The organism is Psychrobacter sp. (genome assembly GCF_030457785.1).
GTDB lineage: Bacteria > Pseudomonadota > Gammaproteobacteria > Pseudomonadales > Moraxellaceae > Psychrobacter.
Genome location: NZ_JAKDUI010000049.1, coordinates 1 through 13,202, shown reverse-complemented (window position 1 = coordinate 13,202; position 13,202 = coordinate 1). Strand labels below are relative to the sequence as shown.

At 44.4% G+C, this 13,202-nt stretch carries 10 protein-coding genes; 7 read left to right on the top strand and 3 right to left on the bottom strand.

The window, feature by feature from the left end; genetic code table 11:
• The 5 genes from L0J61_RS04080 to L0J61_RS04060 all read left to right on the top strand — a co-directional run.
• The coding region (locus L0J61_RS04080) for a chromosomal replication initiator protein DnaA (protein ID WP_301465044.1) at window positions 1-697 on the top strand (697 nt) is incomplete at its 5' end.
• A gap of 205 nt (window positions 698-902) precedes the next feature.
• Window positions 903-2,078 (top strand): DNA polymerase III subunit beta, encoded by a 1,176-nt coding sequence (gene dnaN / locus L0J61_RS04075; RefSeq protein WP_301465043.1) that lies wholly within the window; start codon window positions 903-905, stop codon window positions 2,076-2,078.
• Window positions 2,079-2,296: 218 nt separating this feature from the next.
• Window positions 2,297-3,505, top strand: a complete 1,209-nt coding sequence (locus L0J61_RS04070; RefSeq protein WP_301465042.1) for a DNA replication/repair protein RecF — start codon at window positions 2,297-2,299, stop codon at window positions 3,503-3,505.
• Window positions 3,506-4,088: 583 nt separating this feature from the next.
• On the top strand, window positions 4,089-6,653 hold the full coding sequence (gyrB, locus tag L0J61_RS04065; protein ID WP_301465045.1) for a DNA topoisomerase (ATP-hydrolyzing) subunit B: 2,565 nt from the start codon (window positions 4,089-4,091) through the stop codon (window positions 6,651-6,653).
• Between the two features lie 123 nt (window positions 6,654-6,776).
• Entirely contained in the window at window positions 6,777-7,409 is a 633-nt protein-coding gene (locus L0J61_RS04060) for a manganese efflux pump (RefSeq protein ID WP_301465041.1), read from the top strand.
• A 144-nt stretch (window positions 7,410-7,553) separates the two neighbouring features.
• On the opposite strand, the gene rlmF is transcribed toward L0J61_RS04060, so the two are convergent.
• Window positions 7,554-8,576 carry a 23S rRNA (adenine(1618)-N(6))-methyltransferase RlmF gene (gene rlmF / locus L0J61_RS04055; RefSeq protein ID WP_301465040.1) on the bottom strand — a complete coding sequence of 341 codons (1,023 nt, stop codon included), beginning with the start codon at window positions 8,574-8,576 and terminating at the stop codon, window positions 7,554-7,556.
• A 65-nt stretch (window positions 8,577-8,641) separates the two neighbouring features.
• A complete protein-coding gene (locus tag L0J61_RS04050) occupies window positions 8,642-9,304 on the bottom strand; it encodes a LysE family translocator (RefSeq protein ID WP_301465039.1) in 663 nt (220 codons plus the stop codon).
• A 209-nt stretch (window positions 9,305-9,513) separates the two neighbouring features.
• Between L0J61_RS04050 and L0J61_RS04045 the strand changes: the two genes are divergently transcribed.
• Both L0J61_RS04045 and L0J61_RS04040 read left to right on the top strand, forming a co-directional pair.
• Complete coding sequence (locus L0J61_RS04045; RefSeq protein WP_301465038.1) at window positions 9,514-10,314, top strand: crotonase/enoyl-CoA hydratase family protein; 801 nt, start codon at window positions 9,514-9,516, stop codon at window positions 10,312-10,314.
• Window positions 10,315-10,372: 58 nt separating this feature from the next.
• Entirely contained in the window at window positions 10,373-11,050 is a 678-nt protein-coding gene (locus L0J61_RS04040) for a tetratricopeptide repeat protein (RefSeq protein ID WP_301465037.1), read from the top strand.
• A 158-nt stretch (window positions 11,051-11,208) separates the two neighbouring features.
• Here the strand turns inward: L0J61_RS04040 and L0J61_RS04035 are convergent, their stop codons facing one another.
• A complete protein-coding gene (locus tag L0J61_RS04035) occupies window positions 11,209-13,062 on the bottom strand; it encodes a BCCT family transporter (protein WP_301465036.1) in 1,854 nt (617 codons plus the stop codon).
• Between the last annotated feature and the right edge of the window lie 140 nt (window positions 13,063-13,202).

The window sequence follows — 13,202 nt, the reverse complement described above, 5'->3', positions numbered from 1 at the left end:
TCATGTATTAGCAGGAAAAACTAAAAGTAGTAATGAGTTTTTGACGTTATTTGCTGATTTTACCAGTGGCGACAAACAGTTAATTTTAGCCTCTGATCGTCATCCGTCTCAGATGACTGAGTTTGATGAGCGTTTTCGATCGCGGTTTTCATGGGGGCTGACGGTGGCGATCGATCCACCTGAGATCGACACACGTGTGCAAATCCTACAAAAGAAAGCGAGCTTATACGGTGTTACATTGCCAAAAGAGTGTGCGCTATTTATCGCGCAAAATGTAGTTTCGAATGTCAGACGTTTAGAGGGTGCGTTAAATCAGGTTATTGCAAACGCCAATTTGACGGGTGCACAAATCACTCTTGAAATGGTGCAATATGCACTGAAAGACATCGTTGCGATGCGTGTGCAAGCAGTGAACATGGATAATATCCGTAAGATAGTGGCTGAGTACTATGATGTCAGCGTAAAAGACATCATGGGGCGTAAGCGGACACGAAGTATCGCTAGGCCTCGCCAAATAGCCATGTCGCTATCCCGTGAGCTAACAGGTGATAGTTTTCCTGAGATTGGTCAGTCATTTGGTGGTCGTGACCACACGACGGTGATGCATGCCTGTGATAAGGTGAATGAGCTGCGCGCAGCGGATCCTACCTTTGATAAGGATTACAAGACGTTGGCGCTGATGTTACAAGCAGGTTAGTAGACCTCGTTCTCACTATGTTTTAGTCATTTGATATGGTTTATAATACTGACAATATCAGCACATACAGCCAATGGATTCTATTTAGTAGACAGGGTACTATTGAGCTACTATTTTCCATTTATAAAAATTCTCATTTATACAAAGTTTGGTTTATACAGAAACTGTCCAAATAAGAGCAACCAACAAATAAGAGTAACTAAGCATGCAATTATCGATTAATCGAGAGTCGTTACTAAAAGCCATTAATTTGATCGCCAAAGCTGCTGATAAACGCCACAATATGGTCATTTTGGGCAATATCAAGCTGCATCTCTCCGAATCAGAGCTTATTCTGACGGCTTCTGACTTAGAGGTAGAGCTGACTTCGACGTTGAAATTGCCTGCGGGTGCTTGTGTTGAAGCAGGGGTGACTACTTTACCTGCAATAAAACTAAAAGATATCTGCAAGTCATTGCCGGCACAAGCGCAAATCAACTTAACCACTCAAGAAAGCGAACGCTGCTTGCTGACAAGTGGCAAAAGCCGCTTCACCTTAGGTACGCTGCCTGGCGAAGACTATCCAAGTTTGGGTAACCCCGAAAACATCACACCTCTGAACGTTAGCCGTAGCCGTCTTACAGACTTAATCCATAAAACCCAGTTTGCAATGGCCATTCAAGATGTGCGTTATTACCTAACTGGCATGCTTTTCGATGTGTCACAGCAGCAGTTGACGACAGTGGCCACCGATGGCCACCGTTTGGCTTTAGCTCGCAGTGTGATTGATGTCAGTGAACACCTCAACATGCAGGCTATTTTGCCACGCAAAGCGGTCATTGAACTTGAGCGTTTAGCATCAGAGCTTGGTAAAATGCTTGGTGATCAAGACAATCCAGTCACTCTCAGCTTCGGTCGTGAGTTCTTACAAGTAAGCTTGCCATTTGGTGATGTGGATAGTGCAGGGCAGGTGAGTGATAACTTGATGGTGACTTTTACAGCGCGCCTGATCGATGGGAAGTTCCCTGACTATCGTCGTGTTATGCCAAGTAATACCGATAAGTTAGCTTTGTTTAACCAAGAGAAAATGGCTGACGTGCTACGCCGTGTTGCGATTTTGAGTAATGAAAAATCTCGCGGAGTGGTCTTCAATTTTGCCAGTGACGGTATGGTGGAAGTACGCGCTAACAACGCTGAACAAGATGAAGCGGTAGAGATGATACAGGCTAAGTATCAAGGTGAGCCGATGGAGTTGTCATTCAATGCTGCTTATTTGCAAGATGTGTTGGGTGTTATACAAGGTGATTTGCAAATGCATATGAGTCAGTCTAATGCCTCTGTATTGGTTAACCAGCTCAACGATGAGTTTCACAAGTATGTGATTATGCCAATGCGTATATAATCTCAGCTCCTTATCTGAGAGATATCTGTCAAGTGGGTTAAAAGCAGCCCGACTTTTGCTAAGTATCGTCCGAGCATCTGCTTTTTTTCGGGTTCGATCGCCTTGTTTTAGCGTTATACATTTTTCAAATACGGGCAGAGTTTGGACCTCATTCAATCTATTTTGATGAACTTTTGCCTGTATTTTTACAGCGATTTTGACGGACGGTCCCGGTTATTATGATTGAACGTCTACAGATATCTAACCTACGAAATTTAACGCAAGTTAATCTGCAGTCAACTGCTTGTAATGTCATAATAGGCGAAAACGGCAGTGGCAAGACCTCATTACTCGAAGCAATTTTTTTACTATCAAGAGGCAAAAGTTTCCGTCATCATCAGCCTAAGCGTTATATTCAGCACCATAAAAAATCCGCCGTTGTCCATGCTAAGATCAATGATAGTAACGCCTTAGCTATCCAGAAGCAAACCGATGCAACAACGCTTTTGCGCCTTAATCAAACCACAGTATATAACCAAAGCATCCTAACAGAGCAACTGCCAACACTACTAATAGATCCATCAACGATGGATATGTTGGAGCAAGGCAGTGCGAGCCGTCGTCAACTACTAGACTGGTTGGTGTTTCACATGAAACAGGGCTTTCACTCTCAATGGGTTGCCTACCAACGGCTGTTAAAACAGCGCAATAGTTTGCTAAAAAGTACCCGCCGTTTAACCCAAGTTCAGCTCAATGAGATAAAAGCATGGGATAAAGGGTTGGGAAGTCATGCGGCGCTAATTCACCACTATCGAGAGCAGATATTTACCGAATGGCAGCCTTATTTTTCTGATAGTGTGGCTCAGCTATTGCCTGATTATGCTGCGCAATTGAGCTTAAGCTATAATGCTGGTTACGATACCAGTGTGGCGTTGGACGTACAGTTGAATGAACGGTTGGAGCAGGATTTACAGTTAGGGTACACTCGTATTGGTAACCACCGAGCTGACATTCATGTACATTGGCATTCTAATGATTCGATCGATAAAGGTCATGATAATACTCCTTCGGTGCTTCACACGGATGCCAGTAGTAAACTGCCTGTTTTAAAAGAGCAGGCCGCTAATGTATTGTCTCGTGGAGAAAAAAAGCTACTAATCACGGCTTTGCGCTTATCACAGCTGCCATTACTTTTGAGAACGGGGCAGCACACCGACTTCCCTAGAAATGGTATGGGCTCCGAAGCCACGCCAGTGGTGTTGCTAGATGATATTACGGCAGAGTTGGACGGTAGGGCGATAGAGATTTTATTATCTAGTTTGGCGCAGCTGCCTTGTCAGGTGTTTATGACCAGCTTGACCGATGAGATTGTACCGTTAGTCAAAAAATTATGGTCAGACTCTACAGTGTTTCATGTGAAACAAGGTCAAATAATCTCTGATCGATGATGCCTTTACTTCCTCCTTTGCGTCCTGTTTCCTTCCTCGTAAATATCTTTAATTCACTGTTGTTTCTAGTCTGATCCAGATGTTTCGCGCTGATGCTTGAGAAGCAATAAAACGGTCGCTAAACAGTGACTTAGAGCCAAAAAAGTGCTAAAATAATCCATCGTTTCCGCCCTGTTTTTAGCAAAAAAACTCACAGAATTTCGCAGATAAATCTAACATTTGTTTTATTTTAAGTTGTTGATAACTATGGTTTTTTTTCATAATGTGAGTGTTGATGGTATTTAACGGTGCTATGAACAAACAATGGAACAACTCATGCGATGCCTCTAAGCGCTATTTTAGTCTATCTACATGGCTATACGGTCTTTCACAAAGCGTTTGCTGAGAGTGTTTAATTGACAAGTTGCGTTACGGGTTTTAACTCTAAAAGTTAGATCTAAAATAAGGTCATAAGGCGTCATCATAGTGGTGCGTCAATGATAAAAGGCCGACAAAAGGCTGATAATAGCTAGATTAAGGAGTGCACATGACTGATTCATTACCTAACGACCACGAGCAGTTGGCAGCAGACAGCGTTGCCGAGATGGCTGCGTCAGCGGTGACTCCTGAAGACTTACCTTCTGATTATAGCTCTAAAGACATCCGTGTCTTACGCGGGTTAGAGGCAGTGCGCGTACGCCCAGGTATGTATATTGGCGATACTGATGATGGTACCGGTCTACATCATATGGTCTTTGAGGTAGTGGATAACTCAATTGATGAAGCATTGGCAGGTCATTGCGATCAAATCGATATTATTATTCATGAAGATGAATCTGTCAGCGTGATGGATAATGGTCGTGGCGTTCCAGTTGATATTCATCCAGAAGAAGGCGTGTCTGCTGCTCAGGTGATCATGACGGTGCTGCATGCAGGCGGTAAGTTTGACGATAACAGTTATAAAGTCTCAGGCGGCCTACATGGTGTGGGTGTTTCGGTGGTGAACGCTTTATCGAAAAAGCTGGAGATGAACATTTGGCGTGAAGGCCATCACTATCATCAGACTTATACCAATGGTGTCCCTGATGCTGATATAGAACAGATGGAAGCGACGGATAAAACAGGAACGCAAATCCGCTTTTATCCGAGCGGTGAGGTGTTTACAGGTACTATCTTTGATTACGATATCTTAGCCAAACGCTTACGTGAGCTGTCATTTCTTAATTCTGGTGTGCGTATCGTCTTGACGGATGAACGTATCGATAAACGTCATGAGTTTGAGCACAAAGGCGGATTGTCAGAATTTGTCAGCTATATCAATGCGGGCAAAGATGGTATCAATGAAGTGTTCCATTTTACCAGTGAGCAGGACGATGGCATCGCTGTCGAAGTCGCACTACAGTGGACAGATACCTATAATGAGAAGGTATTGTGCTTTACCAATAATATTCCACAGCGTGATGGTGGTACACATTTATCGGGTTTTCGCTCAGCATTGACCCGTGGCCTGAACAGCTATATGGATCGTGAAAATCTGTTTAAGAAAGAAAAAATCTCGGTCAGTGGTGATGACGCACGCGAAGGTCTGAGTGCAATTGTATCCGTAAAAGTACCTGATCCAAAGTTCTCAAGTCAGACGAAAGAGAAGCTGGTATCGAGTGAAGTAAAGTCTGCTGTTGAGTCAGCAATGCATGATAAGTTTAATGATTACTTGCTAGAAAACCCGAGCGCGGCCAAAGGTATTGCTAATAAAATCATCGATGCGGCACGAGCTCGTGATGCAGCACGTAAAGCACGTGAGATGACACGACGTAAGACTACTTTGGACATCGCAGGCCTGCCTGGTAAGTTGGCAGACTGCCAAGAAAAAGATCCATCGTTATCAGAGCTGTATATCGTGGAGGGTGACTCTGCAGGTGGCTCAGCTAAACAAGGTCGCAGTCGTAAGACTCAAGCCATCTTGCCACTTAAAGGCAAGATTTTGAATGTCGAGCGTGCTCGTTTCGACAAGATGCTATCATCTGCGGAAGTGGGTAATTTGATCACCGCGCTCGGGTGCGGTATCGGTCCTGATGAATATAATCCTGATAAAGTACGCTATCATAAAATCATCATCATGACCGATGCCGATGTTGATGGCTCGCATATCCGTACACTGTTGTTGACGTTCTTTTTCCGTCAAACACCAGAGTTGATAGAGCAGGGCTACATCTATATCGCGCAGCCACCGCTATATAAAGTTAAAAAAGGTCGTCAGGAGTTGTATTTAAAAGATGACGAAGCTTTAAAAGCTTACTTGTTGTCATCAACGATTGATAATACCAAACTACACATCAGTGCCGACGCACCTGCTATCACAGGTCAGGCGTTAGAGACACTGTTGAATGATTACAACCAAACACAGTTAGTAAAAGCGCGTCTGCAGATTCGTTTTCCAGCAATGATTTTGGATGCTTTAACGCATACGCCAAAATTAAGCACTGACATGACTTATGATAAGTCCGCTATGCAAACATGGAAAGATCAGCTGCAAACCCAGCTTAGTCGTTTTGGTAGTGACTTAAACCCTGAGATTGAGCTGATCAATATCCATGCACCACAGCAGGAAAACACCGATGCTGCCGCTGCAGATTTATTGGGTATGAATGCTACTGTTGAGACTGCAGAAGAGGAGAGTGAGACTTCTGGAAATGAAGCACTATCTACCAAAGCACAGTGGCTACCCCGTGTCACGGTTTATGTGCATCAATTAGCACATCACTATTTACTTGATTCAGGCTTTATTAACTCGAGTGAATACAGCAAGTTGCTGAGATTGTCAGCTGAGTGGAATATATTGCTCGAAGAAGATGCTTATATCCGCCGTGAGGCTTCTACAGGGACGGTTAAAGACATTCCTATCCGCGATTTTGATTATCTCTGGCAGCAAATGATGCTTGATGCACGCCGTGGTCTGGCCGTCCAGCGCTACAAAGGACTGGGAGAGATGAATGCCGATCAGCTTTGGGATACGACAATGGATCCTGAAAACCGTCGTATGCTCCGTGTGACGATTGAAGATGCTATCGCCGCAGACCACATGTTTACTTGTCTCATGGGTGATCACGTAGAGCCACGCCGTGAGTTTATTGAAGACAATGCGTTGACGGTTTCAAACTTAGATATTTAGACTCTGGGTCGCTAAAAATTGTACATATAGAAAATATTGATATAAAGTCATCTTGCTAGCAAGGTGGCTTTTTTGTTTCACGTGAAACCTTGCAAAAGTCTCACTAAGCCGTTGGATAACAAGATGATTGAGGTTGTACTACTGGCCATTGCACTAGCAATGGATGCTTTTGCGGTTGCGATAGGGCTAGGTGCCAAGTCTCAAAGTCAGAAATATAGCTATGTACTGCGTTTGGCTATTTATGCTGCTTTATATTTTGGGATTGCTCAAGGTCTGATGCCATTGATAGGGTATTTATTAGGCGCAGCGCTCTTAGGTTGGTTGGCTGCTGCAGCGCCCTTGATCGGTGGTATTATTCTAATCGTTCTCGGTGGAAAAATGCTCTACGAGGTCTTTTCTGGAGATGATGGGGAAGAGAGATCTGATGATGGGGTTGGGGCAAGGGGTTGTGCTTCTCGAGAGAGCAGTGACTCAGCGATAGTTAGCAATAACCTTGACGGCTATATCAATCATAAAACACTATTTACACTTGCTATCGCCACCAGTATCGATGCGATGGCGGCAGGATTTACCCTCAATCTATTAGCGCTAAATGCGTGGTTAGCTTGTTTGATTATCGCTGTTGTAACTGCCGTATTCGGTTTGTTCGGTGTGTATTTGGGCTGGTACTCTGGCACATGGTTAGAGGATAAGGCAGAAGCACTGGGTGGGGTGGTACTGATAACTATTGGTATGAAGGTTATGTTTTTCGGCTGATTACTCTGTCCATCACAGCTGTCTATTTTCAAAGTATTCATCAAAAAGCGCCGCTTGATATTCTCAAGTGGCGCTTTCTTTATGTTTCATGTGAAACCTAAGTTGATAAAGTAGTCAATGAGATGAGAATGACATAATCAGAGACTACGCTTCATCAGTATCAAACCGCCAAGCCAATACACGGGTATTCTTTTGACCTTGGCTCATCTCAATGATACGCATTTGCGCGACATCGAGCTGCTTTAATAATAACTGTAAAGGCTTTACGTTTTCAGACTTTGAGACGAGGCTAGTAAACCAACCGACATGCTCTGCAAAGCTCTGACTCTCTTTTATCATCTTGGTTAAGAAGGCAATCTCGCCACCTTCACTCCACAGCTCTTTATGCTGACCACCGAAATTTAGGTTTTGTGCGGCATTATCTGACTTAGTTGAATGACGACTGATTTGAGGGCTTTCGTTTTTACCACGATGGCGTTGCAGGTTATGCTGCTTACGGCTATTGGCTTCCATTGCTTCTTCTAAAGACGCATGAAACGGAGGATTACAAACCACGATATCAAAATAATCTTGACGACCAATGATGTTTTTAAAGATGAATTTAGGCTCAGGCTGGAGCTTTACTTTAACTGAGTTTTTCAGTTTTGGGTTTGAGTCACAAATCAACGCTGCGGTATTGACCGAAATAGGATCAATATCGCTTGCTGTAAAGCGCCAGCCATAGCTTTGACTTCCAATAATGGGATAGATGGCACTGGCACCTGTGCCAATATCTAACGCATGAATCTGTTTGCCAGTAGGCGGTGTATTGTCGGCATTTACGTGGCTGGTCTGAGCGAGTAAATCGGCGATATAGTGAATGTAATCGGCCCGGCCCGGGATAGGCGGGCATAAATAGCCTTCGGGAATATCCCAAAATTTGACGCCATAATAATGAGCGAGTAATGCCTGATTGAGCACACGCACGGCCTGATGGTCAGAGAAGTTGATCGTCGGCTCACCTTTGGGGTTGGTAATGGTATGGCTTGCGAGATCCGGCAGAGCACGGGTTAATACAGCAAAGTCATAACGACCTTGGTGCGGATTACGTGGATGCAATTGACCGAGTTTTTTTTGGGTCGCTGGAGCTCTGTTTCTGTGTTTATGATTTGAGGAAGCACTGGTCATAGTATGAGACTTTCATGTTTGGATATAACCTTGCAGTTTAGCAGATTTTACGGGTAACAAATGTTTTATCGGCTACGTAAGATAAGGTTTAACCCTAAGACGATCATCGCGCTGCCTAATACACGGTCTATCCAGTGCTCAACACGCCTAAAACGACGATGAATAGTGGCGATAGAAAGTAGCATCACGACCGTGCTAAACCATGCCATTTGTAAAACCATCATCCATGCGCCATAAATCGCTAATTGCCACAATGGCATATCAGGTGACAATACTAGGGTAAATATTGCGACGAAATAGACGGGTGCTTTTGGATTAAAAACATTACAAAAGAATCCGCGGCGCAATACAGAAAAAACAGAATTGGTGGCTTCAAGCGGTCTTTGGTTAGTAAGCTTATCATCAGTCGTTTTTGGCTTTGTTGGTTCTGCTGGTTTTTTCGGTTGGGCTCGGATGCCTTGCCATCCAAGATACATAAGGTAGCCACCGCCTAGCCATTTGATGGCTGTGAGCAGTGGTTGTGAATGCGCAATTACCGTTGCTAGCCCCAAAACCGAATAGATAATATGAACCGCTAACCCCAAGGTGATACCTAGGCTGCAAATCAAGCCAGTGCGGCGCCCTTTCGTTAGCGTCTGCTGTGATACCAAGACAAAGTCAGGACCAGGAGAAGCTGCAGCGAGTAGGTGGACGCTAGTGATAAGTAAAAAACCCTGCCAAAATTCCATAAATTACTCTGAGCTATATCTGAATTGGGATAATGGTTGCACTGATTGCAAATAAGGTCAACTGCTACCGAGTGAGCTGCCGTTGCTAAAACGATGCTTGCGTTGCCATAGGTGTATGTCTATATTGAGGTAAGTAGAACTGTCGTATAGATAATAATGACACGCCCTAGGCACACTCTACAAACTCAAGCTAAAAAAAGGATATAACCATGACTACGGATAGCAATGAAAACCAAAACCGCATCACTTATAACACCCAAGGTCATGTCTGCCTTGTCGGTCTAAATCGTCCTAATAAACGCAATGCTTTTGACAGTCATATGATTGCGCAGTTGTCGGAAGCAATGGGCCGATATGAAGACGATGATAATTTGCGTTGCGCACTGATATTTGCCCATGGCGATCATTTTACTGCTGGACTAGATCTGATGGAGTTACAAGACAAGCTCAATGAAGGGGTGTTTGAGTTTGATGATAACCAAATTGATCCGTGGGGCATCAGCGGAAAATTGCGATCTAAGCCAGTAGTGGTAGCGGTTAAGGGCACTTGTTTCACTGTGGCGATCGAGTTGATGTTAAACAGTGATGCGGTCATTGCTAGTGATAACTGCAACTTTGCACAAATGGAAGTCCAGCGCGGCATCATGCCGTTTGGCGGGGCGACAGTACGTTTTGTGGCGGCCGCTGGTTGGCAAAAAGCCATGCCGTATCTACTCACTGGCAAAGCATTTGACGCACAAACGGCTGACAGGCTGAACTTGGTCAGTGAAGTGGTGGCAAACGGTACAGAGTATGAGCGTGCATTGACCTTGGCACAGGAAATTTGTAAAGCAGCGCCTTTGGGAGTGCGAGGAACATTGTCATCAGCGCAGGACGCTAGTCGTAATGGTGCAGCCTCGGCATTGGCAAATATTCATAGCTATTTACCTTCTTTATTTTACTCCGATGATGCAAAAGAAGGTGTGATGGCGATGGTTGAGCGACGTGAGGCTGAGTTTAAAGGACGTTAGGAGAGTGGTCATGAGTGATCGGTATGACTTACCAGTAAAAAATATAAAGGCAGTTTTTATGCAAAAATCTCTACTCGTAATAGGTTTGTTGTTTTGCTTGCCGTCATTACCTGCTCAAGCACAAATTCGAGCATGGACCCAAGTGCAACTCTGTGGTTTGGTTGCGTCTGATGACAATTTGCTTGATGAGATAGACGATAGCGCGCCACAGGAAGGTGTGGATGCTCAAATGATGATTGAAGCTTGTCAGCAAGCCGTATCAAAACATCCTAATGAGCAGCGTTATGTTTATCAGCTGGCACAAGCTTTTTATAACAATGAAGACTACGCTCAAGCCTATACTTACTTTCGCCAATCTGCTGAGCAAGGTTACGCACCTGCTCAGCATGGTTTAGGAAAACTCTATAGGATGGGGCGTGGTGTTGCCCAGTCCGATACCGAGGCGGTGAAGTGGTTTTTGAGCGCGGCGAAGCAAGGAGATCTGTATGCGCAGTCTGATTTGGGAGGAATGTACTCTGAAGGCAGAGGCGTTGCTCAATCTTATGAACAAGCCTTAAGGTGGACCTCATTGGCAGCTGAGCGAGGAGATTCTTATGCTCAGTTTAATTTAGGGCTCATATATGAGATGGGTAGAGGTGTCACGCCGTCATACACAAAAGCAGTTGAGTGGTATCAAAAATCTGCATACCAAGGCAATACGGCTGCCCAATATCAATTGCAATATATACATAGATAGGATGTTGTGCGCAAAGTCACCCCATAAGCTGTGTCCCACTTACTAGGGGTTGGTTTAGAAGGTAAGATTTCATAGGTATGGCACCCACTGCCCACTACTAAAAAAGGCTGGACAGCATATGTTGTCCAGCCTTTTTAGAGAAGTTTCAAAAGCTTGTTTTAGGTTTTATCTTCAGGATCTTGGTTGTCCTCACGCATCTGCTCCCATTCCTCATGTTGATGCATAATTGAGCCTTCAAGTGGTTCTGATGTTTGGCCGGCTTCCCATGGCGAGTTGTCAGGCAGCTCCTCGATATGAATGGTTTTCATATCATAGTCAGGTTGATAAGCCAGATCGTAGTTGGCGGCTTTTATCACCGATAGCATCATCATTGATAGAATAATAATAAGCGGTGCACCAGCGAAAATAGACGCGGTCTGTAGTGTTTGCAGATCACCCAAGAACATCAGAATGGCGGGCAATAAGCACAAGGTAAACGCCCAAAATAGACGGTTCCAACGATGCGGCTCATCATCGACTTCTACCTGTACTACTGATGCCAATATGTAAGAAATCGAGTCAAAAGTCGTGGCGGTAAAGATAGTAGCCAAGAAGGTAAACATAGCAACGATCAAATAAGACATTGGCAGACTATTTAAGATGGCAAAAATAGCAGCGGTAGGTGACTCATTGTTTAAGATAGAGACCACGTCGACCGCACCAGTCATCTGTAAATACAAACCATAGTTGCCTAAGATGACCATAAACATCGCACAGCCAAGTGACCCGTAAAACATCGAGCCGACGACCATATTTCGGATGGTTCTTCCGCGTGAGATTTTGGCGATGAATAAGCCGATAGTCGGCGCAAATACCAACCACCAAGCCCAGTAAAACACGGTCCAGTCTTGTGGGAATGTGGTGTTTTCAAAGCCGTACGATTGGAATTCCTTGAATGGCTCGATATAGGTCATCATGCGTGGCATTTCTGTGATCGAGCGACCTAGTGCTTCTAGCCCAGTATTTAAGATAAATACCGTCGGCCCTACGATTAACACAAAAGCCAAAAAGAACATCGCCAAATAAAAGTTGATATTAGACAGTTTTTGGATACCGCCTTTGAGTCCTTGATAGGCACTATAGGCAAATATCATGGTGGTCACCAGCAGTACCACGATCTGCATTGTGATGTTACGTGGTAAGCCAAAGAGGTTGTGTAAGCCTTCGTTGATGAGTGGAGAGGCTAGGCCCAGCGTCGTTGCACCACCGCCGACCATACCAAAGACAAACAACACATCGAGCATTTTTGCCCAGTTACTATTGGCCAGCTTTTCACCCAATAAAGGCATTAAGGTTTGGCTGACTTTGAGTACAGGCGTCTGACGGACATAATAAAAATAAGCAATAGCAACGGCTGGTACTAGATATATCGACCATGCTACTGGTCCCCAGTGAAATATTCCATAGGTCGTCGCCCAACGGATTGCTTCAGTTGATTCTGCTTCTATTCCAAACGGTGGACCTTGATAATAGTAAGCCCACTCAATAAGTCCCCAATATAGAATACTGGCGCCAATACCGCCACAAAACAGCATCGCGGCCCATGAGGTGTCTTTAAATTCGGCGGTTTCTTCGGGTCTTCCTAGCTTGATTTTGCCGATATCAGAAAACACGACATAAAAGAAAAACAGCATGGACAGCACACCAAAAGCCAAATAAGCAAAGCCAAGGTTATCAACCACAAAACCACGGGCAGTACTGACCCAAGCTTGACCTTGATCAGGGAAAAGTATCAAAGGGGCAGCGATGCTGACAAGGATGACGAGCACCATAATGAAAGTAAATTTGTCGATGCGCGTGTCTGGCTCGTGGTCAGGCCGTCGTTGTGGTACTGACATACCGACATCAAATGTGCCCATGTGAGGTGGTTTATGGTGTTTGGATCTGGCTCTGACATAGTCAGACAGGTATAGCCTTGACTCCTTGCTGTTATTAGGCTTTTGGCTACCTTTTTGATCACCAGGGTTAACCATGTTGTACTCCTGTTTTAGGATTAAAGTGACAAAAACGGGAGCAAGAAGATCATCAATTACATGATGTAAATTTATTGTTATTATTTTAGGACTTACGCAAAACCAGAGATATATTGCCAACCTAAAGCATAGCGTAGTAC

Bases quoted from the DNA above. Each gene is read 5' to 3' on its own strand.
- rlmF (WP_301465040.1), bottom strand. From the start codon at position 8,576: ATGACCAGTGCTTCCTCAAATCATAAACACAGAAACAGAGCTCCAGCG.
- L0J61_RS04045 (WP_301465038.1), top strand. From the start codon at position 9,514: ATGACTACGGATAGCAATGAAAACCAAAACCGCATCACTTATAACACC.
- L0J61_RS04070 (WP_301465042.1), top strand. From the start codon at position 2,297: ATGATTGAACGTCTACAGATATCTAACCTACGAAATTTAACGCAAGTT.
- L0J61_RS04060 (WP_301465041.1), top strand. From the start codon at position 6,777: ATGATTGAGGTTGTACTACTGGCCATTGCACTAGCAATGGATGCTTTT.
- dnaN (WP_301465043.1), top strand. From the start codon at position 903: ATGCAATTATCGATTAATCGAGAGTCGTTACTAAAAGCCATTAATTTG.
- L0J61_RS04035 (WP_301465036.1), bottom strand. From the start codon at position 13,062: ATGGTTAACCCTGGTGATCAAAAAGGTAGCCAAAAGCCTAATAACAGC.
- gyrB (WP_301465045.1), top strand. From the start codon at position 4,089: ATGGCTGCGTCAGCGGTGACTCCTGAAGACTTACCTTCTGATTATAGC.
- L0J61_RS04050 (WP_301465039.1), bottom strand. From the start codon at position 9,304: ATGGAATTTTGGCAGGGTTTTTTACTTATCACTAGCGTCCACCTACTC.
- L0J61_RS04040 (WP_301465037.1), top strand. From the start codon at position 10,373: ATGCAAAAATCTCTACTCGTAATAGGTTTGTTGTTTTGCTTGCCGTCA.